The following is a 24,492-nucleotide window of genomic DNA, read 5'->3' as shown; positions in this document are numbered from 1 at the left end:
ATCCGCCCGTGGTATTCTCTACGGTTATACCAAAAATCGCATAGATTGAATTAATGATGAACCCAACTATCATTCCTATAACAAAAATAATGATGATTATACGAAATAATTCTAAGATAACTCTTAACATCATTTCACCTGCCTTTTTCCCGTTATCCGTAAAAAAAAGGCTGCAATCAGCAACCTTGAAAGAACTTTTACAGGACGGGATATTTCCCTAAATATAACAAACTTTCCTCTTTTGGTAAATAGACGCTCTTTACTGCTCTTCTTGAACGAGCGAATGCTTAAATGCGTAAATCACTGCTTGCGTGCGGTCCTGCACGGCAAGCTTACTTAAAATATTGCTGACATGCACTTTGGCTGTTTTCAGGGCTATGTATAGTTCATCGGCAATTTCCTGATTCGTTTTCCCTTGTGTCATCAGCAGCAAAATTTCCATTTCACGGTTTGTTAATTGATCATGAAGCTGGGTAATTTTTGGGCGACGCAGCTTTTCCATCATTTTTCCCGTCACTTCCGGTTCAAGTACACTTTGACCCTGGAAAGTGGAACGGACCGCTCTCGCAATCTCACTGGCCTTTGATGTTTTCAGCATATAGCTCGTCGCTCCGGCTTCCAATGCCGGGTACACTTTTTCATCATCCAGGAAGCTTGTCACAATGATGATTTTTGCTTCTGGCCATTTTTCAATAATTCGTTTCGTCGCTTCTATGCCGTCCATTTCCGGCATCACCAAATCCATCAAAATGATATCCGGACGCAATTCCATTGCCAGTTCTACAGCTTTCAAACCATTGTCCGCTTCCCCGATCACTCCGATATCCGACTGTGCGGATAAATAAGCCGATACCCCTATCCTTACCATTTCATGGTCATCGACAAATAATACTTTAATCATGATGATCACCTCCAGCATTTAATAATGGGATTTTCACTTCAAGTTTCGTTCCTTTATTCGGAACGCTTACAATTTGCATCGTTCCGCCTAATTCAACAGCCCGTTCATGCATGTTTTGAAGACCATATGATCCCGTTTTTGACTCCTCGACGTTAAAACCGATGCCGTCATCCGTTATTCGTAAAATGATCATTCCATCTCGAACGATCAATAGCACTTCAAGCGAATTCGCTTTTGCATGTCTCAGCGTATTGGAAATCGATTCTTGTAAAATCCGAAACAGATGGTCCTCAATCCCCTTATCCAGAGTGACAGGCTCCATCTTCCAATTTATATCCATCGTCACTTTTTGGGCCAATTCCAAAAGAAGCTCCTTCATTCCTTCATGTAAAGATTTTCCCTTTAATGCAACAGGTCTCAAGTGAAGCAATAACGCCCTCATCTCAAGCTGGGATTGATTGATCATTTCTTCCACTACCTTGAATTGTTTCATTTCCGTTTTTTCCATATCTGATTGTGATTCGGTGATGGCCGACATGAACATCGAAGCGGCAAACAATTGCTGGCTCACCGAATCATGCAGCTCCCGCGCCAAACGGTTTCGTTCCTGGGAAACGATTTCCTGGATCTGTTTCTCCTGATCAATGGCCTTTTCATTCGCCATTTTTTGCGATAATTTTGTCTGCTCATTGATTTGCTTATGGATCAGTTGCATCCGTTCCGCCATTTTAGCCATCTCTTGAATTGGATACGTTTCCTGTTGCGAGGGTAAGCGGCCCTGTTCAAGGAAATGCAGACCTTCATCCACCCTTTCAAGTTGTCTCTTCCAAAACATCCCCGAAACGACTCCATAAATCAGCCCTACCGTCATGACCAGGCTTGGCAGGAATATGACGAAGGGTAATCCCATGACCACTTTCTCCCACAATAAACTCCAGTCGGATAAAGGAAAAATGAAGAAAACCGCCGCCGGCAAAGCAAGGGAAAGAACGAAAGTAACACCAAGGGCAGTCAATATCTGCCGTGTCAGTATGCTCATATCCGCTTCACCTCTAAATCCCCAACTAAGATTGAAGTGATGATATGAACCTTGTGATCCGTTTCATTGAACCCTTCCGTTTGGTAGGAATAAATTTGATTAAAGACCCTGGATTCAGCCTTATTTTCAAAGATCCGCGCTCTGCCTGCAATGACAGAATGATGGACCCTGATTTCGATGCCATACGGTACAAGCACAGTTATATTGCCAATGATATTCCTGATGGAAATGACAGCGTCACCTTTCGGTAAAATCGTTTTGCTTAAATCGATAACCGTATCACCGACCCCGCCCTGAACATTCACGGAATTCCATTCATATACATGTTCGGCCGTTTGTTGATGACCAAATAACTTATTTTTAAATAGATAATCGGTTTTCAGCAGTGGCTCCTTATTGATCTTTTCTTCGTCCGAATCATCATTGGTTAAAATGGGACTGACCCAATCAGGATTCTTTTTGGACTGATAATATAAAAGTAAAAGATAAATGAGGATTGCCATTAGGAAAAATCTAAAGACGAACATATTCAAGACAGTGATGATAAGGGAAATCAAACCTATAAAAAATAGGATTTTCCCGATTGTCCGTTTTGTGAATTTCCTGCCTAAATAGATACATCCTATTGAAAAAGCGATGGAAAAAAAGAGACCTCCACCCGTAAATGAAATCTCTAAAAAAAGCAGGACGACTCCGATGAGAAGTATCCATCCCATATAGTCCGTCTTCATCTTGTTCAACATCGGTTCGCCTCCCCTGTATATGTTCATGATATTCTTAAAAGGCACAGGAACCCGTGCCTTTTAAGAATACCATGAAATTATCACGTTCTGACAGCCTGTTTTCCCCAGCCCTCCATTCCAAAAGGTCAGGGGATAACAGCGATGCCTTAAAAAGCCTTTACGCTTCTTTCTGTTCCAATTCTTTTTCAAGCTGGACAATCCTGGAATCGATCGTATGCCGATTATAATCAGTATGGACCTGGTGCTCGATGCGATCGATATAATGCTCCATTTCTTCAAACATCGCTACAGGTTTGGCTTCGGAACTGCCTCCGTCCAAAACCCGATTGATCCGGTTGTTTGCCCGGGCAATATTTTCCCTGCCCATCAGTTCCAGTCGCTTTAGATGCATATCCTTCAGCTTATGCTTCATTTCTTCATATTTCCGCTCCAGTTCAGCCAGCTGAACCTCTGCACTTTTATGCGCCTCCTTCAAACTTAGCGCCCGATCTTCATAGTGCAGGCTTTCCTTTACAGCAAATTCCATTAACTCTGTTTCTCCCGACTGCTTAGCAATCTCAGCCTGATGCTTACGTTTTTCAGCTAGATTTTGCGCTTGATTATATTCACGCGTAAACTCTTCTTTCAAAAGATATTGACGTTCAAGCAGCTTACCGACCTTTTCTGTCTCCTGCTCACATTGACGCAAATATTGATTTAACATTCCAATTGGATTTTTTTGCTCCTTTTTATCCAACAAATCGTGAAAATCCGCTGAAATCGTTTGTTTCATTCTTGAAAATAAATTACCCATTCCAATTACATCCCTTCTATTAGTTCTTATTCAACTCTTTCCACTCTCTTTCAAAATTTGAGAATGGGTCATTTTCTTTCGATGATGCACTTTCATCATTTTCATTCCATTTTTTATAAACCAGGTAAAGAACATAAGCTGCCACCAATCCCAATATTGCCGGGATATGGGAAATAGAAACGATCAGCACGATAATGGAGACTGATCCCCACGCAATCTTGGCTCCTGTCGATTCGGACTTCATGAACTGTTTGAATCCAAAGTATAGGATCGCCAAGCAAATCGCCAGGCTGATCAATGGGCCAACATTCGCCAGTAACAGGAATAATGCGATCAGTCCTACAATAAATAAACCAAATTTCTTCATTGTTTTCGTCCTCCTTTCTATGTTTATATCTTATCTACTTTTACAAGTTCGTATAATGAGCCTTAGCTATATTTTCTAGTAAGACTTAAGGCGTAGACGCTGTAAGTCCGATGATGCTAATGAGGGTGTTTTAATCGTGAGTTTGGGTAGTTTACTCGTAAGTTTGCGATTTACTCGTGAATTCTGCTAGTTTACTCGTGAGTTTTAGCGTTTTACTCGTGAATTTGCGCTTTACTCGTGAATTCTGCTGGTTTACTCGTGAATTCTGCGACTTTACTCGTGAGTTTTAGCGTTTTACTCGTGAATTCTGCGGTTTTACTCGTGAGTTTTAGCGTTTTACTCATGAATTTGCGCTTTACTCGTGAATTCTGCGACTTTACTCGTGAGTTTTAGCAGTTTACTCGTGAATTCTGCTAGTTTACTCGTGAGTTTTAGCGTTTTACTCGTGAGTTTGCGCTTTACTCGTGAGTTTGGGCAGTTTACTCGTGAATTCTGCGACTTTACTCGTGAGTTTTAGCGTTTTACTCGTGAATTCTGCGGTTTTACTTGTGAGTTTGCGCTTTACTCGTGAGTTTGGGCAGTTTACTCGTGAATTCTACAACTTTACTCGTGAATTTTGAAATAAAAAAATCTTCCGATAAAACCGGAAGATTGGTGAACTGCTTTATCATTACAAATACAAGCCTTCGACGTAAACTGAGATGATGGTTTGAGCAATTTCTTCAACAGAGCTTTGATGTTCGTTCCGGACAATTTCCCACAGATACATTTCATTTGTGAAAAACCACCCTCTTGCCACAAGCTCATGGTTTAAGTCAGCTCTTGCCAGCCCATTTTTCTGTGCATAGGCGACGTCCTTTGAAATTCGCTGAATGAACTTCATGCGGATCGCTTTCCATTTATCTGAAATAATGGTTGATATCCCAATGGCCTGTTCGAAAACTTGCATCATATTGCGTTCAGCTTCTGCCATTTTCAAAAAAGCATTAGCTTGTCTGTTTATGATATGTTTTGCTTCGTCTTTTGATTTTGGAAAGAAAGAGGTTTCGGCAATTTCATAAAATTGCTCCATTACATTTTCCATTAATACGATTAACAGATCCTCTTTCCCTTTAAAATGAACATAGGCCGTTCCGTATCCGATGTTTGCCCTTTTGATCATTTGGGAAATAAGCGCAGCTTGATAACCTTCTTCAAGAAATATTTCCTTTGCAGCTTCTAATAACTTTTGTCGTGTCATGATCGAGCGTAAATGCCGTTTATCCCCTACTTTGCCATTCTCCATGCTTATTCCTCCCCTTATCTTCTAGCATAAAGGATATCCATAAAATAAAAAACATTTGTTGGAAAGATTGATTCAATGTTTATAATTTTCTGAATCAACTTATTGACATCATGTCATATTCTTTGGTACGATTCTCCTAGAATTATTAAAAAAACTAATATAGGAGGATGATTATGGTTTCTGAATATACATTGGATCACGCTAAACAAATGGATGAGAATGATACGCTTAAAGGTTTTCGAGAAGAGTTTTATTTAAAGCCGGATTCCATCTATATGGATGGGAACTCATTAGGGCTTCTTTCGAAAAGAGCTGAACGCACTCTTTTGGAATCTTTGGAAGATTGGAAAGAGCATGGGATTGATGGATGGACGCAAGGGAATCACCCATGGTTTTTCATGGCTGAGAAATTGGGCGCGAAGATGGCCCAATTGGTCGGAGCTTCTCCAGAGGAAGTTATCGTAACTGGCTCCACAACTGTAAACCTGCATCAGCTTGTAGCTACCTTTTATAAGCCTGAAGGAATGCGCACAAAAATTTTGGCAGATGAATTAACCTTTCCGACTGATATTTATGCTCTTCAAAGTCAGTTGCGTACACATGGATACGATCCGGAAACCGATCTCATTCGCGTGAAAAGCCGCGATGGCAGATTTCTTGAAGAGGATGACATTATCGAAGCAATGACTGATGACATCGCTTTGATCATCTTGCCAACGGTCCTGTATCGCAGCGGTCAAATATTGGATATGAAACGATTAACTGATGAAGCTCATAAAAGAGGAATTGTAATCGGATTTGACGGATGTCATTCTATCGGTGCCATCCCGCATTCATTCAGCGAATGGGATGTGGATTTTGCGTATTGGTGCAATTATAAACATTTAAATGGCGGCCCTGGCGGTGTTGGCGGTTTATATGTAAATCGAAAACATTTTGGAACGATGCCTGGATTGGCTGGATGGTTCGGCTCCAAAAAAGAAAAACAATTCGATATGGAACATACCTTAACACCAGCTGAATCAGCAGGTGCGTATCAAATTGGCACGCCGCATGTGTTAAGTTGTGCGCCTTTGATTGGGTCTTTGGACATTTTTATAGAAGCAGGAATTGAGAATATTCGCGAAAAATCCCTGAAAATCAATCAATATTTAATGGATTTAGTCGAATTCGAATTGGAAGACATGGGATTTTTCATTGGAACTCCTAAAGAAGACATACGCCGCGGAGGTCATGTAAGCCTCGAGCATAAAGAAGCTGCACGGATATGCAAGGCATTGAAAGAGAACGGTGTCATTCCGGATTTCCGAGCACCTAACATCATTCGTCTCGCTCCGGTTGCACTATATACTTCCTACGCAGAAGTTTGGGAAGTTGTACAAATACTCAAGAAAATTATGTCAGAAAAACAATATGAAAAATTCAAGAATGAGCGGGAAGTGGTCGCATAACATGGAATCCTCCAGATGGGGCTCATCCCTCAAATGGTTAGTTAATAAGGGCAGGATAAAATCTTTTTTGATAAAAAGGGGATGAACTATGGAGAACAAAAATACTCAATCGAACTTTAAAGATGAGCCAGAAAAAGGATTAAAACGTGAGCTGGAAACAAATCAGCTTTCCATGATCGCAATGGGCTGTGCCATCGGGACGGGGCTATTCCTTGGCAGCGGGCTTGCGATTCAAGCTGCAGGGCCAAGTGTATTGCTCAGTTATGCTCTTGGGGCGTTCATTGTTTTACTGTTGATGGGCTGTTTAGCGGAAATGACGGTTGCCCATCCTACTTCCGGATCTTTTGGGGCCATTGCTGAAAAGTACATGTCTCCAATGGCAGGCTATCTTGTCCGCTATTCTTATTGGATTGCCAATGTTTTGGCTGTTGGGGTTGAAGTAAGTGCAGTCAGCGTGTATATGAAATATTGGTTTCCGACCGTACCGGGAATCGTATGGATTTTGCTGTTTGCAGGTGCCCTGATTTATGTAAATGCTACTAGCGTGAATACATTCGCTACATTTGAGTATTGGTTCTCCTTTATTAAAATAAGTGCCATTGTTGGGTTTATCCTTCTTGGATCCTATGTACTATTCGGTTCATCCGATCAGCCACATATAGGACCTGAGAACTTTGTAAATGAAGGCGGTTTTTTCCCATTTGGTTGGTGGGGAATGTGGGTAGCCGTATTTATTTCTTTATTCAGCTTTCTTGGAACCGAAATGATAGCGGTTACATCAGGGGAAGCAAAAGATCCGGATGCAGCAGTTCCAAAAGCATTAAAAGCGACCGTGTTCCGTTTATCCACCTTCTATGTGTTGACAATCGGCATCATGCTGATGATCGTTCCGTGGAAAACAGCTGGGATCGAGGAAAGTCCATTCGTAAAAGTAATGGAAATCTTGAACATTCCAGGTGCATCCGGGATCATGAACTTTATTATTTTAACGGCTGCTTTATCTGCCATGAATGCCCAGCTATATGCTTCAACACGTATGATGTTTTCATTGGCTCGCGGAAAACATGCACCTAGCTTTTTAGGAAAGTTAAACAAAAGGGGCGTTCCGGGAAAAGCGCTTGCTGTCTCTACAACGGGGATTTTCATTGCTGCAGGCGTTCATGCGTTACTTCCTGGATCATCCTATGCATTCATGATGGGGATTTCCATGTTCGGTGCTATGTTCACTTGGTTCATGATCTTCATTTCCCATTTGTTTTTCAGGGTTAAATGGGAGAAAACCGGCGGACGCAAATTACCTGTAAGGATGATTGGTTTTCCCTATTTAACGATACTAGGAGCCGTTCTTCTATTCAGCTTAATGATTACAACATGGTTTACAGATTTCAAGATCATGCTTCAATTCGGGATACCTTGGTTACTATTTTTAGCTGTTGCTTATTCTGTTTCAAAAAGAAGAAATATTAACCATAATGTAATGGAAGAATCTCTGGAAAAGAAGATAGAATAGAATGACGGAATAAATAATTTTGTGCATATGGAAAAGTGAGGAGATTGCGGAATGAAGAATATGGATAACAATGAACAAACAATAACGGGTCTAGAGAAAGAAATTCAAACCGACTTTCAAAAATCGATGTCTTACGGAGATTACCTCCACCTTGATAAGATTTTAACCAGTCAACATAGATGTTCCGATCATCATGATGAAATGCTATTTATCATTATCCATCAAGCGAGTGAGCTATGGATGAAGCTCATTTTACATGAGTTGACAGCAGCAACTGAGTCCATCCGCCAAAACAAGTTGGAACCTTCGTTTAAAATGTTGTCTCGCGTTTCGAGGATCCAGCAGCAATTGATCCAGTCATGGAATGTCCTTTCAACTTTAACGCCGGCTGAATACATGGAGTTCAGGGATAAACTGGGACAATCTTCCGGATTCCAATCTTATCAGAATCGTTTGATTGAATTTGCATTAGGAAATAAAAATGTCCATACGCTATCAGTCTATCAGCACCAAACAGATTTATACGAGCAAATGCAGCAGGCCCTTCATGAGCCAAGTATTTATGACGCGGCGATCAATGCTCTTGTAGCGCGCGGATTACCTATTGATCAAGAAGCCATCAGCAGGGATTGGTCACAAAGATATGAACCAAATGCAAGTGTAGAAGAGGCGTGGCTGACAGTTTACCGCGATGTTGAGCAATATTGGGACTTATATGAGCTGGGCGAAAAGTTAGTGGACATTGGCCACCAACAGCAATTATGGCGTTTTAATCATATGACCACAGTGGAAAGGATTATTGGTAATAAGCAAGGTACTGGCGGATCATCAGGTGTAACGTATTTAAAAAGAGCACTGGATCAACACTTTTTCCCAGAACTATGGAGTTTAAGAACGAAGCTATGATGAAATAAGTAGCAAAGAAACAGCCAGAAGAAATGGAGGTAAATGCATGGGGACATGGATTGATATTTCACAACGTCTGGATGATAACGTTGCAGTCTGGCCTGGAGATACACCTTTCTCTTATAAAGTAAATTGGAGTAAAGAAGAAAGTGGATCTGTCAATGTAGGTCAAATCAATATGAGTATCCATACCGGTACCCATATTGATGCACCTTTTCATTTTGATGACGATGGAAAAAGAGTGATTGATTTGGATCTCGACTTATATATGGGAAATGCCCGAGTTATCCATTTAACAAACAAGACAAGCATCGGAGTCGATGAATTATCCAGTATAGATCTACAAGGCGCTACCCGTCTGTTAATTCGGACGGATGCATGGCAGGATCGAAGTGTGTTTCCACAAACGATTCCTCATATCCAGCCAGAATTAGCGGCATATCTTTCAGAAATCGGCGTCCGTCTTATTGGACTTGATTTACCATCAGTAGATCCACTGGATAGTAAAGAACTGTCTGCCCACCATGAACTTGCCGGTCATGGAATTCACATTTTGGAAGGACTTGTATTAGACGATATAGGACCAGGTAATTATGAGCTGGCAGCGCTCCCACTTCCTTTAGTTGAAGCAGATGGAAGTCCGGTACGTGCTGTGTTGAAAAAGTTACCCTAACAAAATTTTTCAAAAAAACGAGCCAAATCAAAAAATGATTTGGCTTGTTTTTTTATTGCCTCCCTTTCTATTGAGGTAATCATTAACTATCAAATTTATCTCCCTAAACCAAGTACATCTATGTTATAATTTTCAGAATTCATCACTAAGAGTGGAGGTCCGAATATGGAAAACTTTTATTTGTTCATCATCATGTGCATCCTTCTCATCATCTTACCCGGTCCAGATACAGCAATAGCCACAAGGAACACCGTTACCGTGGGGACGTCGGGAGGTTTTAAAACGATGTTCGGCACGTGCTGTGCCCTGCTTATTCATACATCAGCTGCCGTGTTCGGACTTTCGGCAATCATTGTGAAATCCGCTTTATTATTTTCCATCTTCAAATATGTCGGTGCCGTTTACTTGGTATATCTAGGCTTCAAGACCCTATGGGGATTAAGGAATAAACAAGTGGCCGCAGCGGCGGAAACGTCAGTCAAAAGTAAGTACGAAAACCAGTCTTGCTTTAAGCAAGGGTTCCTTACAAATCTGCTGAACCCTAAAGTGGCTGTCTTCTTTTTAACGTTTCTGCCTCAGTTCGTGAATCCGGGAAATGATACGTTTTTACCGTTCCTGATCATGGGCATAACGTATACCGTTTTAACTGCGTTGTGGTTTGTATTTTATATCTATCTGCTGAACCAGATCAGTGCTTTCATGAAAAAGCCTAGAACCCAAGCGATTTTCGAGGGGATAACCGGGACGGTCTTGATTGGCTTCGGGATAAAGCTAGCTTTGGAAAAAGCTCATAATTAATTTGAACTGCACCCTAATTGTTAGACACCACCTAACAATTGGAGGTGCAGTTTTTATATATTGGGGATCTGTTACAGGTGTAGGGATTTAAGTACTTGAGTTATGTTACAATATAAAAAAACCATAATTTGGTTTTTTATATAAGAAGAAAAAGAACATGACAACTATTGAAGTTAAGAAAACAAAAGATATCGGATTAGGTTCACTTTCTTTCGTGCTATGTTTAATCGGAATATTGTTTACCTTTGAATTTGGTGATAAATCTTGCATTGGAGATAATATTTTAATTACTATCGGACTTAGCTTCTTGTCAAATGGAAATTCAGGCATTCATTATACAATGTTCTATTCGGCTATATTTTTCATCCCCTCCTTTATTATTGGTCATATATATCCCGATAACAGAGGAGCAAAAGCAGGGAATATTATATCAGGTATCCTATCAGTTCTTATAGTTTCAGCACTAATAACGCTTATTATCGATTTTGTGTAGGACTGTTGCTGAAAAAGGTGAAATTAAAGGGATGAGCCCCATAATACCGAACTCATCCCCCACCTATACCTTTATAATAAACGTGTTTAACTTTTTGTGTTCTTTAGCGTTTAGATCACTCAACATACCCATTCACGAAAAATCCAATTGTTTCGAGCTCGTCCTCAGTTAAATCCCGCTTTAAATCCTTAGCCAATTCCTGCTCCATTGAAGTTCGGTTTCCCCGATGTTTCACCACCGCTCTGGCACATTCTTTCATTAGCTTAAGCTCCGCCTCCATCTCCAGTCTCGTGCGAGGCTGATCATGATGGGAGAGTATATATGTTTCGGCATCATAGGCTTCAATTTTCTTAATGAGCAACAAAGCCTGTTCAGACGTATAATTCCATTTTTCAGCATAAAGATTGGCATAAAGGCAGTCTCCCAGAAATAATGTTTTTTCCTCTTGTACATAAATGATGCAGGAATCTTTGGCATGGTCGCCGCCAACATGTTCAATGACACAGGTTATATTGCCGAGATCGATCGTCATCGTTTTTTCAAAGATGATATCAGGCAGGGGGAAGGTAATCTCTCTATTCGACCCATGTTCCAATTTGATTGCATCGGCGCAAAATGGAATCTCCGTCCCTTCTTCGACCCGTTGATCAAGGGCCTGATCTTCCCATGAAAGCTGCTGCATATCTTTAATGTTAGTGTATGTTTTTTCCTGACAAATCACCGGAATCCCGATAATCTCCAGTCCGAATACATGGTCCCAGTGTGAATGGGTAAGAACGAGGAAATTCCCGCTAATATCATTCCGAAGCAATTCGTCCTTAAAGAGCTGTGCATGCCTGACAGAGTTACCGGCATCGATGATGATCGTTTTCTTGTTTCCCGTCACGGCGGCAAGAACCGGGCGATCCGTTTCTTGAACTGGCGGCAGGTAGACAATATGTTTCGATAGGTGCTGTAATGTTTGCATGTTTCTGTCTCCTTACGATTGTTGTGGTCAGCTTGCTCAAGTATAGCAAATTACACATGTATTCATAAGATAATCTCCGCAAAAGGCCAAAAAGACAACAATCACTGAGATTGCTGTCTTTTTAGTCATCATTCAAATGAACCTATTCCAATATACCGTAATTTTCGAGAGGGCATTTAAAAAGGTGGCTTTAAAAAAAGACTCTTCCCTTTTCTGATCTTCAGGCGGTTGCATATATTTTCTATTGTCCGCAATGAGTGTACTATTTTTGATTTTCGAATCGATCGCATCTATCAACTGCGCTGCAAATCTTTCACTATCGATGACCACCATCGATTCTGTATTTAAAAAGGCAGATCGAGAATCCAAATTGTAGGATCCCACTGCACTTAATCGTTGATCATATACAACCGATTTACCATGCAAAGAATAAGGCTTTGAATATTCATAAAGCCTTGCCCCCGTCTCAACGACGCTATCCCTACGAGCCAAGTAACCGGAAAAAGCGATCATATTCGGGGTTGATGCAGCCGAGTTGGTAAGTATGGTCCAATCAGCCTTTGAATCCATTTGCTTCGGTACATATTCCTTCAAGGCATCCGCAGGGACAATATAGGGACTTTGGATGTATATCGATTGATTGGCGTTCGCAGCCATATCCAATAGAGATCTCCACACAATAGGGTACTTGTTGAAACGTTCGATTGGATTATGAATGAAGGACACTTTTTTAGTAGGTGTTGTAGCCTTGCTCCAATCGACGACTGGGTTCACGAAATCGGTTTCAGTGCGCAATGCTTTGCTGTATTGTTTCGCTAATGCATCTCTTTCACGTTTTCCTTTTTCCGTTTGCCTTTTCGAGAGGTCCGAAAAAATATCGCTCGTATACGGATGGGTCCATAATTCATTCAAATAGTCCTTCATTTCAACGATTACACTATCCTTCTCCTCTTTAGCATTGAAAATGAGTACATCCCTGTCATAGACAAAATTCCTCGGCGGCTTGCTTGCTAAGTACTTATCGGCAATATTTCTCCCTCCGATGATGCCTAACTTTCCATCTACAGTGATGATCTTGTCATGAAGGCGATTATGCCAGGTCCACGGCTTAAATGGCTTAAAGGTTTCGTAATATCTTAATTCAATGTTTTCATGCGAAGCCAATGCATAACGGGCACTGCTTAATTGACCTCTGAGTCCATGAGATATTCCATCCAGAAGGACTCGGACTTTGACACCTCGGTCAGCCGCATCGATCAAGGCTCCAAGAAAAAGCTCGGTTGATTTGCCTTTTCCAAAAGCATAGTAGGCGATATCGATTGAATGCTGGGCTTCCTGGATCATTCGCATTCGGGCGAGTCCCGACTCATAACCGTCTTCGAAAAGCAGGACACGATCCACGGTGGCTTCCTTCTCTCCCATATATTCACTTACCTGTTTAATCGGCCTGTTTTCTTCTTTTTCTGCTTTAGGGAAAAGAACGACAGCCGTCACAACTACATAAAGGAAATATAATAGAAGAACAAGCAAAAATCCTTTAATTGCCGTTTTTACAGTCATTGAGCACTCCCCCCTTTAAGCGATATTTTATTACTATTCGTAATACGCAAAGACTCTATTCAACATCTCCAGGCTTGATACATCTGACTAGGTAGCGAGCGGTGCCATTTACCCATCTGCTTGATCCCGGGTGGAACTGGGATCATTTATTTTCCTTTTAGATGTGACAAAGTGGTGAACATGAAAGCAGTTGCATAATATGATATAGAAGGAGGGATTTTATGCTTAAACAACCTGATAGAATAAGTATCTTCAATTATTGTTTTGCATTAGGGGTATCAGAAGTTTTCTTTTTATCCAGCTTTTATCTTTCCATTCTTGACGTTTCATTATTTGCAATCGCTTTACCATTTTCCGCTTTATTTCTAATGTTCTCCTTGTACCTATTCCTTCGAACGCACAAAGCAGCAAAGACCTTACCCAACCAAGATGAACGAAGAAGGGAAATTCATGCATTCTATCATCAATCTTTCGGGATTTTCACGATCATTTTTTTCACTTTACTTCTTGTTGCTTTAGCCTATATTCCCTTGCTGGAAAACGGAGGGCATTTCTATCTTCTTTATTGTTTACCGATGGCCTTGCTTTGTATGATTCCTATGATTTTATCTTATAAAGGAATGAAATTATTCAAACTGGAGTCCGGCAGGAATTTAACGAAAATCTAATTGGTTTTACCAAAAGCTTCGTTAATCCAAGAGCTCACCCAGGAAACTCTTGAAAGAACGTAAGAAACGAATCGATGCTCTTTCCATGTTTTTTAGTTGAATGTATAGGTAAAATGAGGATATAATAATGATAACTAACACATAAAAAAAAGACACTGGTTAAAACCAGCGTCTTAATGAACAGCAAAACTGCATAAAGAGCAGCGGCTTTCTGTGGTAAGTCAGTAGCTACTCGATCATGAAAGTAACCCTTTTCCTACATACATCTGGCCGGATGGTATGGAGGGGGTTACTTTTTTAATGTAACCGCGATTACTGCGACGATTAAAGAGGCGAATGAAATCATTAGCATCAGTCCGTCCATAATAGAAATCACCAGCGACACCCCCTTTCTGAAAAGGAGTGACCGCTGCCCACTATACCAAATTGCTGTCCATTTACTATTATATCTGTATTTACTTGTTATTTATAGCCAAAAATAGATGTATTTAGTCTTCTTAAATATCCATAAAAAAAATCCCACATATAGTGAGAACATTCTTTGCATGTATATCCCTTTATTGTTCCACTACACGGCCATCTTTATAAATGTGGAACCACCCAATCGTTCCTGTGCCGCCTTGATCGATCCAATCTTTATTAGCTGCTTTATAATTGTAATATGATTTTCCTTTGCCATCTTTCAGCAATCTGCCATCACCGCTGAATACGATCTTGTTACCCAGCTTCTTCTTCCCTAACGCGATTGCGTCTTTCTCCGTGAACTGTTTTCTTTCCACCTTATTTTCATCTAAAGCAGCCCATGTCAGCGGCCCGACGATACCATCTGAACTCAAGTTATGATCCACTTGAAACTCCCTTACCACATTTTGTGTTTGGGTACCGAAAATCCCATCAACGCCTACATTATATTTAACATCTTTAAGGCTTTGCTGTAAGTCTCTTACATAACTCGAACGTGAGCCTTTCCTGAGGGTCGGGCGTGTTTCCGCCTTCGTTTCGATTTTCTGGATTTGACTGCCCTTTGATGCTGCGTGGGAAATTGAAGTTCCCATTCCTAGAGGGGCCAACATGAGGGTAACTGTTGGAATAATGACCAATAATTTTTTCTTCAACACATATAACCTCCATTCATATGATCACTCCTGCAGGTTTCTGACACTTTCCTTGGAGCCCATTCATTATAACGTAAGGAGTTATTTTATTGGTGTTTTATTACTTTAATTATAAAAAATGGTAAATATGATTCGTGGTGTCATTTCCAAAAATCAGCATATGACGGAAGTCCCGTTTCTTGAATAAAAACAAAATCATCCCCTAATGGGGATGATTTTGTTTTTATTGATTTTCCGGCTGTTGTTGATTCTGCCCTTGCATCCCAGTCCCCATTCCCATCAAGTTAGTGGCAAGCGGCACCATATTATTCATTTTCCCGCCATTGCCACTCAACATTTGATAAGTGGCAATACCTACTCCGACCGAAGCGACAACTGGTAAAATTTTATCCATGTTTGCCTTCATTTACATCACCTTATTTTATATATTTTTGTTCATTTCCTGAACTCTAATATCTTGTTCAAAAAAAACCAAAAAATTCAAAATGTTTGTTACCAAAATAATTAGTAATAAAAACGTGTTATTTAGGGAAAATTCTTTCAGGAGGGTTATTATGCAAATACTCATTTTCATGTCGCTAAAATCCAAACGCTTATCATCAAGTTTTTAATTCAATAGCATAGCCAGTCAATGATTGAAAAAGATTTAAGATTATTGAGGTGAATATTCATGCCAATGTTAGATATGGACGGTATTAGCTTGTATTATTCTGTTAGGGGAGAAGGGGTTCCTATTGTTTTTATTCATCCTCCTGTACTGACTAGTGTGAATTTCCAATACCAAATGGAGGAATTATCCGAAGAATTCAAAGTTATCACTTTTGATATTAGGGGTCACGGAAGAAGTCAGTATTCAAAACAGCCAGTAACTTATCCCCTGATTATAGAAGATATCAAACATCTGTTGGATCATTTGAAAATTAAAAAAGCAATCATATGCGGATACTCGACCGGCGGCTCTATCGTATTGGAATATTTGCTGAGTTGTGCCGATAAGGCTCTAGGTGGCATTGTAATAGGCGGAATGTCTGAAGTGAGGGATAAATATTTAAAGCAAAAGATTTCTTTAGGAATATCACTTGCCAATAAAGACGCAGTTCCAATTCTTGCGCTTTCCATCTCATGGAGCAATTCAAATACCATAAAACTGTTCAACAAAATGTTTAATGAAGCCCTAAAAGGAGATGCCCGAAATATCGAGCAGTATTACCGTTATAGTTTGCATTATAACTGTACCCATCAGCTTGAGAAAATCAATCTTCCAACTTTACTGATTTATGGTAAAAAAGATAAACCATTGTATCGCTATGCCAATTTATTGCATGAAAAATTGCCATGTACGGAACTAAAATTCATTGATCATGTAAAGCATCAGATTCCTACAAAAGCGGCTAATGATTTAAATGAAAGTATTAAGCATTTTATCCATTCACAATCTGATTGATTTTTCCGATTGCAAATTTCAATCTTTTACTATGTACATATCATAAATTTATGGAGTGAAAAAATTGGGAAGAGATAAAAGTATACTGATTCATTTATTATTACTATTGCTAGTCACTGCAGTTTTTATTTGGTCAGTTATTAAGCCTGAAGGATACTTGATATGGACAATGGAAGTACTTCCTGCCGTTGTGTTTCTGATTTATGTAATGGCTACATATAATAAATTCCGCCTCACTACATTATCCTATTTCATTATTGCCGTTCTTTCAATCACCATGTTCATCGGTGCCCATTATACGTACACAAAAGTTCCTCTATTTAATTGGATAAAAGATCATTACGATCTAAACCGGAACCACTATGATCGGTTTGGGCATTTCATAAAAGGTTTATTTGCGATTGTGATTAGAGAAATAGTAATACGTAAAACCCCTCTAACAAAAGGACCGTGGTTATTTGCTGTCACATTAAGTTTTGCGCTTGCCATTGGAGCACTATATGAAATCATCGAATGGATAGCTGCCATCATTTCAAAAGGCAAAAAAGCTTCAAAGGACTTTTTAGGAACACAGGGTGATATTTGGGACGCACAATGGGATATGTCGTTAACTTTAATCGCCTCTATCATTGTATTGTTCACCTTGTCCAAACTTCATGACAAGCTGTTACGAAAAGTGAAAAATTGATGAAGAAAAAAGCTGTCCTCTGAAAAAAGATAAAAAATAGTGACCTTTATAGATCACTATTTTAGAATTTGATTGTTAATATGATGTTCCATATGTTCTAGATAATCCTTTATTAGCCATTCCAATGATTTTTGTTGATTATTTCCTATATCACAAAGATTAGATAATCTATCATTTGGTGTATTCGTTATTATATGTATGATTTGCTTATTTAAAGCACAAAAAAGGTTTACGATCTCATCCAATGGTCGCTCTTGATAATTCTGAACCAATACCCATTGGTCTTGATTATATGGTTGTATAACATATGGCTGTTCTTCGTACTGAATCTTGATAAACCTATTCATATTGTTCAATGCAGAATCGCATAGATGTCCTAAAATCTCTTTTTTGGACCATTTGTGTGGCATTGGTCGATGATTTAAATCTTTTTCTGTCATCCGGGTGAACTCTTCAGGTATAAAACCTATCCAATGATTGATTCCATCTATTACATTTTTCAATTTGCACTCCCCCTAAGTTTTACCTAAAGGATTTTTATTCGGCAACCAACCGGAAAATACCTTCTTCTTCAACTAACTGCACTGTTTGTTGAAGAAGGAAATCAACAGCATTCAATAACAGACCCAAAAGAAAAAACCGAAATCAAAAATGGATTTCGGTTCAGACTGCAGGCAAACTTGAAGAAAAGTCAGTTTGCCTGCAGTTTTAAAAAAGTTCTAGTTGATTTTCAGAAATCCGCTCCCTTTCCGCCGACTGTCTGCCAAGCCTCCTCGACGCAAGCGTCTCCGGGGTCTCGGCTAGCCAGTTTTTCGACAGGAGTGTCGCAAATTTCTTCAATCTAGTGAGGGTTTCATAAAAGACCCACAGGCGCAAAGAGCTCCGAGGGCGGGACCGCCCAAGGAAAGGGAGTGCCCTCCGTTTTCAATCAACGTTCAAATTTTAACCAATCATGATTGTACTTGCTTACTGCCCTTTTTTTCATTGATGGCTTTTTGATCGATTTTTGTATAGATGCGTTCCACTTCGATTTTGTCATGCAACAGAAGTTCGCGGTTTTCTTTTAGCAGTTCAGTATAAGATTTCCTTCTCCTAGACATTTTTTAATTCACCTCTCAAGTGATTGAATTCCTTCTGTAAAACTACTATCGGTAGCTCGTATAGTTGTTTATTATATTTTTTAAAAATCCCGAATTTCAGAAGCTCTTGTATAAGTTCCTCTTTTTTTGCTTCCCCATTTGCACTTAATTGGGTAATCATCAAGGACCCTCCTTAACAAAAATACAGACTTTTGGTATTTGGGGCTGCCTAGCATCCGATCCCACATGAAGAATCTCCACTTCTTCCTATTGCTTCCCCATATAAGGGCATGCTCTGCAAAGTCTTCGCATTTCCTTAATTGTTCGTATGTACTGCTTTCATGGTGTATTTTCAATACTTGATCATATACATCAAATCCAAATTGCTTCATTTTATCGGAAAGGATATCTATCGCGGCGCAGGGTATCGAATGGGTCAGGTCGCCGGCACCAAAGAATGCAACTTTCACTCCAGCAAAGTCCACTTGGTCAATATCTTCATAAAACTCGTTTGCTTCATACGGTAAATCTTCAAGATTCCATGTATATAAACCAATAAAGGCCAAATCAAAATCCTTTAAAGCATCAACTTCAACAGTATCCAATCTTTCCATATATACTTCACAGCCGACAGCCTTCATTCTATTCTTTATGTTTATAGCCATTTTCTCGGTATTACCGGATAAACTGACATAACCAATGAATACCTTCATCTATATCACCTTCCTAATTGAGAATTAATTTCATTACACATCTCACTATAAATGAAAATGATTCTCATTGTCAATTATTTACCTCCGCTAATTATATGAAGGATGAATCAGGAATGCATATTTCAGCTTCACTTTCCCTGTTTCCGTAATGCTGCTGGAAAGTTCAAGTTCATTCTTCCAAAAAAAAGAGCCCGTTTTACTCATTAAGAGTAAACGGGCCCTTGGTTAGTCTATTATTTTAATCTTTGAATTAATAAAATTTCACAATATTTTTGAAAGGCAGGAACGTTTTGTCGCCTGGTTGTTCATTCGGCTCACCAAATGGCATTTGAGCTATCAACGACCATTTTCCTGGAAGATCCCAAGTCTTCTTCACTTCTTCATCAATGATCGGATTATAATGTTGTAAAGATGCCCCTATGCCTTCCGCTGATAAAGTCATCCATATGGCATACTGCAGCATAGCACTTCCTTGATGGGACCAATATGGAAACTGTTCTTTATAGGAGGGTGCTTTTTCTTGCATTTGTTCTATCGTTTCTTGATTTTCAAAGAATAGTATAGTGCCCACTCCATCACGAAATCCTTGTAGTCGTTCTACAGTAGCCGCGAAGCTCTCTTCCGGAACTCGGAAACGAAGTGTTTCTTTTACAATATCCCAGAACTTTTCATGCTCGTCATCCATCACTACCACCAATCGACCGCTTTGCATATTAAATGAAGTTGGTGCATGTAAAGCGGTTTTTAACACTTCATTAATTCTTTCTTTCGTAATATTTTCGTTCTTTTTCACCTTACGGATGGAACGACGGTTGATGATTGCTTCTTTTACATTTGTAGTAGTTGCTGACATTTTGACTCCTCCAAATGATGTTTTCATTTAATTTTATTTAATAACTCATAAGACATTTAGCAATTCCCCTTGCCATCACATTGCAAGCCATCAAATTCATTCCGTTTATTTTTTGCTTCTTCCTTCTCGATGACTTGCGCTAACCTTTCTTTGCTGGCTAGTCCTTGAATGATTTCATCACCAATAATAAACGTCGGAACTGCCCTGATATCTGCTTCTTCATAAGCATGTTTTAGTGCTTCTTGGTGCACTTCCCGATACTTTCGTGACACTAACGCTTCTCTAAAAGCATCTACAGGAAGCTCAACTTCACCCGCTAATTTTGTCAATACTTCAATATCTTCAATATTTTGTTCCTCTTGAAAAAACGCTGTAAATACTCTGTTGTGGAATTCGTTCCCTTTTCCGTGCTCCTTTGCAAAATGGCACCCTTCGAACGCCAAATGTGTATATGGATGCGGAGAAACACGGGGTAAACGCATATCAACTCCTAGCTTTTTCGCAACAGGAAGAATGTAAGAATCCCATGAATTCAACTTATCGGGTTCTTTCCATGGATCAATTTTGGAATATGGACTCGGACGCAATTCAAATGGCATCCATTCCACTTCTACATCCTTTTCCTTTACGATTTCGTCCAAAGGACCTTTACCTAAAAAACAAAATGGACAAATAAAATCAGAATACGCTTTAATTTTCACTGTCATAATATATTCCCTCACTTTTCATTATTAGCTCAACTTGTAACCAAAACAGTTACAACATAGAGTAAAAAAAATATCAATATAAGAACATTGCATTTAGTAACTACGAAGCGATTGTTCCATTTGCTGTAATCATTTTAGTTACAGGTTAAAGGAAAGTCAACCATTATTTAAAAAAACTATAGAAAAAAAGTTTGTAGAGAAAGCGTTGCTTCCTCTACAAACTTTTTTATTAAGCTTCCTTACATCTCGATTTGTTCGTTAACGGGTTCTCTCTTTTTCTTTCTCTGTTTTTTAGATTTTTTATAGTACAGCAATTCGTATATACATGGAATGACGATAAGTGTGAGCAGTGTAGACACAGCTAGCCCGCCAATGACAACGATCGCTAAGCTTTGTGAAACCAAACTTCCTGTTTCCGCTTTTTTATATAAAAGCGGCAGCATGGCACAAATCGTTGCTACAGCCGTCATTATGATCGGACGGAATCTTGTAGCAGTCGCTTCGACGATTGCATCACGGATGATCATTTTTTCTTCGTTTTGTTTGACTCGATCCAGAAGAACAATCGCGTTTGTCACCACAATTCCAATCAACATGAGAGCACCCAGCAGTGCTGTAATATCCACTGGAATTCGACTGATAACCAATCCTAATACCGCTCCAATAGCAGCGAATGGCAAGGAAAATAGAATGGCGATCGGTGCTTTGATCGATTTAAATGTTATAACCATGATTAAAAAGACAATGCCGATCGATATTAACATCGTAAGGAACAAATCGGAAAAATCATCTGTCTGCTGAGCACTCGCTCCCCCGACTAAAATGTCTACATCATTCGGAATATCAAGGCCTTTATTCTCTTTATCTCCAAATATCTCAAGATTTATTTTGCTTGCAATATCGGAAAGCTTAGTCGGATCAACCGTTGCCGTTAATTGAAGATACGTTTCTCCATCTTTATGGAACTGCGTTGTTGCACTCTCTTCGCTATTTAAAGATGCAACCTTAGACACCGGAGCTAGACCGCCGTCTGTCATAATCGGAATACTTTTTAAATCCTCTGGTTTTTTAGGATCCAAGATGGGTTCAAGGACGACAGGTGTCTGCTTATCCTGCAAAGTTATATGGCCGATAGGCGTTTTATTAAGCATGATACCTAATTGTTGACCGATTTGTTCTGTATTGCCTTTAGCTGGATCTACCTTGAATGAATAAATCGTTTTCTTTTCGTCTTGGTTTGTTGTAACATCTTCAATTCCTTTAATATCCTGAATACTTTCCTTGACCTTATTGGCCGTCAGTTCCAAATCTTCAACATTACTGCCGATCACATCTATCGTAATGTTCGTCTTTGATGCCCCCATCATAAACGAGGAAGCGGTGGCCGTAAGCTTCGCATCAGGATAGTTTTCTTGTTCCTTTTCCATTTTTTCTAGGATTGAATCTACATTTGCTTTATCCTTCACGAGGATGCCGAAAGTTGCTTCTGTAGGTGATGTGACTGCTCCATATTGGGCCGTCTCGGCTGAGTTTCCTAATTGCATGAAAATATTATCCACTTCAGTCATATCCTGCATCGATTCCTCAAGTTCAATCGCTTTTTCCTTTACTTTCTCATAAGGCTGATCATTTGGATAAGTTAATGTCACGGAGACATAGTCTGCAGAAGAATTATCAATCGCCCCTTTTGGCATGGAAAAATATGTACCAACGGAACCGACAAACAATAGCAAAGCAACAATCAAGACTACCCATTTATGATTTAATGACCAAGTAACCAGTTTGGTAAAACGCTTGGCCGGTCGATGTTTTGGCAGCTCCGTTCTTTTCAGCAATCCTGCGCTCATTAACGGAACAACCGTTAATGCCACAATTAACGAAGCCAGCAAAGAATAAGTGACCGTCAAAGCGAAAGGAAGAAGAAACTCCTGAAGCCCTCCATTCAATAAAGCAACCGGCAAGAAAACGGCTACAGTAGTAAGGGTTGAAGCTGTTATCGCCACTCCCACCTCTTTAGTTGCATCCATCACCAATTCGACTGAAATCTTCTCCTGCTGCATTTTCCGGAAAATATTTTCAATAACAACTATACTATCGTCCACCAAGCGCCCGATTGCTACAGCGACACCGCCCAGCGTCAAAATATTCAGCGTCACACCCGACAATGACAGCAAAAATAACGTAAAGCCAAGAGATAACGGTATGGAAACGATTGTAATGAATGTGGATCGTACATTCCGTAAGAAGACCATGATTACAATCGTAGCGAATAGCGCACCTAGCAGAACTTCTTTTACCATCGTCTGAACGGAAGTCTCCACCATATCAGCTGTGGATAAATAAATGGTCGATTTCTGGTCACTATACTTTTCATTAATTTCTTTTGCTACTTTTTCAACCTCTTTACTGATTGTGACAGCATTTGATTGACTGTCCTTGATAATGCTTAAGTCAATGCTTTCCTTACCGTTAAAACGACTGATGAGGTTGCCATCCTTCGCTTCTTCAACTTTTGCTATCTCTCCAAGTGCGACATTTGGAGTTACCTTTAACGCTTTTAATTTTTCAATACTTGTTAAATCCCCGATAACCTTGATGTTACTTGCCTTCCCATCAATCACTTTTTCGCCAACGGCCAGAGCTGCATTCTGACCGTTAAGGACGCTCATGACATCTTGAATGGAGACTTTCTTTTTCGCCAATTCTTCATTATCCACTTTGACTGAAAGAACGGATTGCGAAATTCCAAATGTCTGTACATCCGAAACCCCTTTAATATCTTTATACAGAGGCTCTAATTCTTTCTTGGTAAAGTCTATATTTTCAGCTGTTAATCCATCCTTAAAAGTAACAGCTACAAATGAAATGGGAATCATAGATGTATTTAACTGTGTAACAGTAGGCTTTGCCATGCTTTGCGGCAATGCTACACTGCCTAAAGCCTCTTGAACATCAAGTTTCGCTTGTTTCATATCCGATCCTGCTTCAAAGAATAGATCTACTTTTGAAAATCCATCTCCGGTGGTGGAGTATATTGAACTCTTTCCTTTAACTCCCGTAACTGCTCTTTCAATTGGATCTGTAACTTGTGCTTCCATTGTCTTCGAATCAGTGCCCTGCCCCATTGTGATAATCGTAACTTGAGGATTATCGGCGGATGGTAAAAATTCCATCGGCAGTTTAAAATAACTGACAACTCCTATCAACAAAATAAATATGGTTACCAATGAAACGGCAGCCTTGTTCTTAAACGACCACTTAGTAAAAAACTCCACGTACATATCACCCCTGATTATAATTTATAAGAAAATAATCCCATTTCAAATATTACCATATATTACTAATGGCGGAGTGTTAATTTTTTATTGATTTTTATATTTTTTTATGTATAACTATGAAGAGAACTTTTTCCACATAAAAAAGGCTGCACAGCAGCCTCAAAGAAACAAACTCGATTATTTATATCCTTTGAAAAAAAGCATAACGATAGCAAAAACCATTACCCCGATAAGCAATAACGGGCCGATACCCGAGCTATACACGAAGTATACCGTGATGTGGCGAAAAATGAGCACGACAAGAAATAGGAATAACAGGAAACACAAAATCATGATCAGAGCGGTATTTTTATTCCGATACAAGTAACCAGCCCCATTTTAATAGCTTTATTTACCCTAAGGAAAAAATCATGCGAATGCATGCTAATATCAACATTCCGTTAAGAAACAATATGCAGCAC

General features: G+C 39.5%; 28 protein-coding genes. 11 read left to right on the top strand and 17 right to left on the bottom strand.

Annotated features, from left to right (window positions below; translation table 11 throughout):
- Window positions 1-259 precede the first annotated feature (259 nt).
- The 5 genes from V3595_RS02030 to V3595_RS02010 all read right to left on the bottom strand — a co-directional run bounded on the left by V3595_RS02030 (window position 260) and on the right by V3595_RS02010 (window position 3,843).
- A complete protein-coding gene (locus V3595_RS02030; protein WP_485905251.1) occupies window positions 260-901 on the bottom strand; it encodes a response regulator in 642 nt (213 codons plus the stop codon).
- Entirely contained in the window at window positions 894-1,940 is a 1,047-nt protein-coding gene (locus tag V3595_RS02025) for a sensor histidine kinase (protein ID WP_485905250.1), read from the bottom strand. Before V3595_RS02025 ends, V3595_RS02030 begins: the two co-directional genes overlap by 8 nt.
- Window positions 1,937-2,683 carry a cell wall-active antibiotics response protein LiaF gene (liaF, locus tag V3595_RS02020; RefSeq protein ID WP_485905249.1) on the bottom strand — a complete coding sequence of 249 codons (747 nt, stop codon included), beginning with the start codon at window positions 2,681-2,683 and terminating at the stop codon, window positions 1,937-1,939. The genes V3595_RS02025 and liaF overlap by 4 nt, the downstream gene beginning before the upstream one ends.
- A 157-nt stretch (window positions 2,684-2,840) precedes the next feature.
- Complete coding sequence (locus V3595_RS02015; RefSeq protein ID WP_485905248.1) at window positions 2,841-3,476, bottom strand: PspA/IM30 family protein; 636 nt, start codon at window positions 3,474-3,476, stop codon at window positions 2,841-2,843.
- A gap of 19 nt (window positions 3,477-3,495) precedes the next feature.
- Window positions 3,496-3,843 carry a lmo0954 family membrane protein gene (locus tag V3595_RS02010; RefSeq protein WP_063232490.1) on the bottom strand — a complete coding sequence of 116 codons (348 nt, stop codon included), beginning with the start codon at window positions 3,841-3,843 and terminating at the stop codon, window positions 3,496-3,498.
- 237 nt (window positions 3,844-4,080) lie between these two features.
- Here V3595_RS02010 and V3595_RS02005 point away from each other — a divergent pair, with 237 nt between their 5' ends.
- Together V3595_RS02005 and V3595_RS02000 are read left to right on the top strand one after the other, a co-directional pair.
- Window positions 4,081-4,236, top strand: coding sequence for a hypothetical protein (locus V3595_RS02005; protein ID WP_485905247.1), 156 nt, complete (start codon window positions 4,081-4,083; stop codon window positions 4,234-4,236).
- Window positions 4,237-4,307: 71 nt separating this feature from the next.
- Window positions 4,308-4,463: a hypothetical protein gene (locus V3595_RS02000; protein ID WP_485905246.1), complete on the top strand. Its 156-nt coding sequence runs from the start codon at window positions 4,308-4,310 to the stop codon at window positions 4,461-4,463.
- A 50-nt stretch (window positions 4,464-4,513) separates the two neighbouring features.
- Here V3595_RS02000 and V3595_RS01995 read toward each other — a convergent pair whose 3' ends face one another.
- On the bottom strand, window positions 4,514-5,128 hold the full coding sequence (locus tag V3595_RS01995) for a TetR/AcrR family transcriptional regulator (RefSeq protein WP_485905245.1): 615 nt from the start codon (window positions 5,126-5,128) through the stop codon (window positions 4,514-4,516).
- Window positions 5,129-5,301: 173 nt separating this feature from the next.
- Between V3595_RS01995 and kynU the strand changes: the two genes are divergently transcribed.
- The 6 genes from kynU to V3595_RS01965 all read left to right on the top strand — a co-directional run bounded on the left by kynU (window position 5,302) and on the right by V3595_RS01965 (window position 10,959).
- A complete protein-coding gene (gene kynU / locus V3595_RS01990) occupies window positions 5,302-6,579 on the top strand; it encodes a kynureninase (protein WP_485905244.1) in 1,278 nt (425 codons plus the stop codon).
- Window positions 6,580-6,667: 88 nt separating this feature from the next.
- Window positions 6,668-8,089: an amino acid permease gene (locus V3595_RS01985; RefSeq protein WP_485905243.1), complete on the top strand. Its 1,422-nt coding sequence runs from the start codon at window positions 6,668-6,670 to the stop codon at window positions 8,087-8,089.
- Window positions 8,090-8,149: 60 nt separating this feature from the next.
- Window positions 8,150-8,995 carry a tryptophan 2,3-dioxygenase gene (gene kynA, locus V3595_RS01980; protein WP_141994559.1) on the top strand — a complete coding sequence of 282 codons (846 nt, stop codon included), beginning with the start codon at window positions 8,150-8,152 and terminating at the stop codon, window positions 8,993-8,995.
- Between the two features lie 46 nt (window positions 8,996-9,041).
- Window positions 9,042-9,668 carry an arylformamidase gene (gene kynB / locus V3595_RS01975; RefSeq protein ID WP_485905242.1) on the top strand — a complete coding sequence of 209 codons (627 nt, stop codon included), beginning with the start codon at window positions 9,042-9,044 and terminating at the stop codon, window positions 9,666-9,668.
- 165 nt (window positions 9,669-9,833) lie between these two features.
- Window positions 9,834-10,466 carry a LysE family translocator gene (locus V3595_RS01970; RefSeq protein WP_305159617.1) on the top strand — a complete coding sequence of 211 codons (633 nt, stop codon included), beginning with the start codon at window positions 9,834-9,836 and terminating at the stop codon, window positions 10,464-10,466.
- Between the two features lie 157 nt (window positions 10,467-10,623).
- Window positions 10,624-10,959 carry a hypothetical protein gene (locus tag V3595_RS01965; RefSeq protein WP_485905241.1) on the top strand — a complete coding sequence of 112 codons (336 nt, stop codon included), beginning with the start codon at window positions 10,624-10,626 and terminating at the stop codon, window positions 10,957-10,959.
- Window positions 10,960-11,074: 115 nt separating this feature from the next.
- On the opposite strand, the gene V3595_RS01960 is transcribed toward V3595_RS01965, so the two are convergent.
- Window positions 11,075-11,926: an MBL fold metallo-hydrolase gene (locus tag V3595_RS01960; RefSeq protein WP_485905240.1), complete on the bottom strand. Its 852-nt coding sequence runs from the start codon at window positions 11,924-11,926 to the stop codon at window positions 11,075-11,077.
- A gap of 132 nt (window positions 11,927-12,058) precedes the next feature.
- Entirely contained in the window at window positions 12,059-13,486 is a 1,428-nt protein-coding gene (locus V3595_RS01955) for a phospholipase D-like domain-containing protein (protein WP_485905239.1), read from the bottom strand.
- Between the two features lie 221 nt (window positions 13,487-13,707).
- On the opposite strand from V3595_RS01955, the gene V3595_RS01950 reads away from it, so the two are divergent.
- Window positions 13,708-14,154: a hypothetical protein gene (locus V3595_RS01950; protein ID WP_485905238.1), complete on the top strand. Its 447-nt coding sequence runs from the start codon at window positions 13,708-13,710 to the stop codon at window positions 14,152-14,154.
- Window positions 14,155-14,711: 557 nt separating this feature from the next.
- On the opposite strand, the gene V3595_RS01945 is transcribed toward V3595_RS01950, so the two are convergent.
- Window positions 14,712-15,272, bottom strand: a complete 561-nt coding sequence (locus V3595_RS01945; RefSeq protein WP_485905237.1) for a peptidoglycan-binding domain-containing protein — start codon at window positions 15,270-15,272, stop codon at window positions 14,712-14,714.
- 220 nt (window positions 15,273-15,492) lie between these two features.
- Complete coding sequence (locus tag V3595_RS01940) at window positions 15,493-15,675, bottom strand: hypothetical protein (protein ID WP_328116819.1); 183 nt, start codon at window positions 15,673-15,675, stop codon at window positions 15,493-15,495.
- A 264-nt stretch (window positions 15,676-15,939) separates the two neighbouring features.
- On the opposite strand from V3595_RS01940, the gene V3595_RS01935 reads away from it, so the two are divergent.
- Window positions 15,940-16,713 (top strand): alpha/beta fold hydrolase, encoded by a 774-nt coding sequence (locus V3595_RS01935; RefSeq protein ID WP_485905236.1) that lies wholly within the window; start codon window positions 15,940-15,942, stop codon window positions 16,711-16,713.
- A gap of 55 nt (window positions 16,714-16,768) precedes the next feature.
- The gene (locus V3595_RS01930) at window positions 16,769-17,401 is read left to right on the top strand and encodes a DUF2238 domain-containing protein (protein ID WP_485905235.1); all 633 of its coding nucleotides are present in this window, start codon (window positions 16,769-16,771) and stop codon (window positions 17,399-17,401) included.
- A 56-nt stretch (window positions 17,402-17,457) separates the two neighbouring features.
- Here V3595_RS01930 and V3595_RS01925 read toward each other — a convergent pair whose 3' ends face one another.
- The 7 genes from V3595_RS01925 to V3595_RS01895 form a co-directional block, all read right to left on the bottom strand.
- Window positions 17,458-17,904, bottom strand: a complete 447-nt coding sequence (locus tag V3595_RS01925) for a DinB family protein (RefSeq protein ID WP_485905234.1) — start codon at window positions 17,902-17,904, stop codon at window positions 17,458-17,460.
- Window positions 17,905-18,351: 447 nt separating this feature from the next.
- Window positions 18,352-18,501, bottom strand: coding sequence for an FbpB family small basic protein (locus V3595_RS01920; RefSeq protein WP_095393069.1), 150 nt, complete (start codon window positions 18,499-18,501; stop codon window positions 18,352-18,354).
- Complete coding sequence (locus V3595_RS01915; RefSeq protein WP_485905233.1) at window positions 18,494-18,661, bottom strand: Fur-regulated basic protein FbpA; 168 nt, start codon at window positions 18,659-18,661, stop codon at window positions 18,494-18,496. The genes V3595_RS01920 and V3595_RS01915 overlap by 8 nt, the downstream gene beginning before the upstream one ends.
- Window positions 18,582-19,193: a flavodoxin domain-containing protein gene (locus tag V3595_RS01910; protein ID WP_485905232.1), complete on the bottom strand. Its 612-nt coding sequence runs from the start codon at window positions 19,191-19,193 to the stop codon at window positions 18,582-18,584. The genes V3595_RS01915 and V3595_RS01910 overlap by 80 nt, the downstream gene beginning before the upstream one ends.
- Before the next feature lie 250 nt (window positions 19,194-19,443).
- Window positions 19,444-20,046 (bottom strand): nitroreductase family protein, encoded by a 603-nt coding sequence (locus V3595_RS01905; RefSeq protein WP_485905231.1) that lies wholly within the window; start codon window positions 20,044-20,046, stop codon window positions 19,444-19,446.
- 56 nt (window positions 20,047-20,102) lie between these two features.
- A complete protein-coding gene (locus tag V3595_RS01900; protein WP_485905230.1) occupies window positions 20,103-20,753 on the bottom strand; it encodes a DsbA family oxidoreductase in 651 nt (216 codons plus the stop codon).
- 239 nt (window positions 20,754-20,992) lie between these two features.
- The gene (locus tag V3595_RS01895) at window positions 20,993-24,028 is read right to left on the bottom strand and encodes an efflux RND transporter permease subunit (RefSeq protein WP_485905229.1); all 3,036 of its coding nucleotides are present in this window, start codon (window positions 24,026-24,028) and stop codon (window positions 20,993-20,995) included.
- Window positions 24,029-24,492 lie beyond the last annotated feature (464 nt).

It is taken from the genome of Bacillus sp. CFBP9009 (assembly GCF_036541465.1).
In the GTDB taxonomy this organism is placed as follows: Bacteria; Bacillota; Bacilli; order Bacillales; family DSM-1321; genus Peribacillus.
The sequence above is the reverse complement of the archived record's forward strand: the minus strand, read 5'-3'. Positions and strand labels throughout refer to the sequence as shown.

Coding starts and splice junctions, on each gene's coding strand:
- V3595_RS02030 (WP_485905251.1), bottom strand. CDS start 901: ATGATTAAAGTATTATTTGTCGATGACCATGAAATGGTAAGGATAGGG.
- V3595_RS02025 (WP_485905250.1), bottom strand. CDS start 1,940: ATGAGCATACTGACACGGCAGATATTGACTGCCCTTGGTGTTACTTTC.
- liaF (WP_485905249.1), bottom strand. CDS start 2,683: ATGTTGAACAAGATGAAGACGGACTATATGGGATGGATACTTCTCATC.
- V3595_RS02015 (WP_485905248.1), bottom strand. CDS start 3,476: ATGGGTAATTTATTTTCAAGAATGAAACAAACGATTTCAGCGGATTTT.
- V3595_RS02010 (WP_063232490.1), bottom strand. CDS start 3,843: ATGAAGAAATTTGGTTTATTTATTGTAGGACTGATCGCATTATTCCTG.
- V3595_RS01995 (WP_485905245.1), bottom strand. CDS start 5,128: ATGGAGAATGGCAAAGTAGGGGATAAACGGCATTTACGCTCGATCATG.
- kynU (WP_485905244.1), top strand. CDS start 5,302: ATGGTTTCTGAATATACATTGGATCACGCTAAACAAATGGATGAGAAT.
- V3595_RS01985 (WP_485905243.1), top strand. CDS start 6,668: ATGGAGAACAAAAATACTCAATCGAACTTTAAAGATGAGCCAGAAAAA.
- kynA (WP_141994559.1), top strand. CDS start 8,150: ATGGATAACAATGAACAAACAATAACGGGTCTAGAGAAAGAAATTCAA.
- kynB (WP_485905242.1), top strand. CDS start 9,042: ATGGGGACATGGATTGATATTTCACAACGTCTGGATGATAACGTTGCA.
- V3595_RS01970 (WP_305159617.1), top strand. CDS start 9,834: ATGGAAAACTTTTATTTGTTCATCATCATGTGCATCCTTCTCATCATC.
- V3595_RS01965 (WP_485905241.1), top strand. CDS start 10,624: ATGACAACTATTGAAGTTAAGAAAACAAAAGATATCGGATTAGGTTCA.
- V3595_RS01960 (WP_485905240.1), bottom strand. CDS start 11,926: ATGCAAACATTACAGCACCTATCGAAACATATTGTCTACCTGCCGCCA.
- V3595_RS01955 (WP_485905239.1), bottom strand. CDS start 13,486: ATGACTGTAAAAACGGCAATTAAAGGATTTTTGCTTGTTCTTCTATTA.
- V3595_RS01950 (WP_485905238.1), top strand. CDS start 13,708: ATGCTTAAACAACCTGATAGAATAAGTATCTTCAATTATTGTTTTGCA.
- V3595_RS01940 (WP_328116819.1), bottom strand. CDS start 15,675: ATGAAGGCAAACATGGATAAAATTTTACCAGTTGTCGCTTCGGTCGGA.
- V3595_RS01935 (WP_485905236.1), top strand. CDS start 15,940: ATGCCAATGTTAGATATGGACGGTATTAGCTTGTATTATTCTGTTAGG.
- V3595_RS01920 (WP_095393069.1), bottom strand. CDS start 18,501: ATGTCTAGGAGAAGGAAATCTTATACTGAACTGCTAAAAGAAAACCGC.
- V3595_RS01915 (WP_485905233.1), bottom strand. CDS start 18,661: ATGATTACCCAATTAAGTGCAAATGGGGAAGCAAAAAAAGAGGAACTT.
- V3595_RS01910 (WP_485905232.1), bottom strand. CDS start 19,193: ATGAAGGTATTCATTGGTTATGTCAGTTTATCCGGTAATACCGAGAAA.
- V3595_RS01905 (WP_485905231.1), bottom strand. CDS start 20,046: ATGTCAGCAACTACTACAAATGTAAAAGAAGCAATCATCAACCGTCGT.
- V3595_RS01900 (WP_485905230.1), bottom strand. CDS start 20,753: ATGACAGTGAAAATTAAAGCGTATTCTGATTTTATTTGTCCATTTTGT.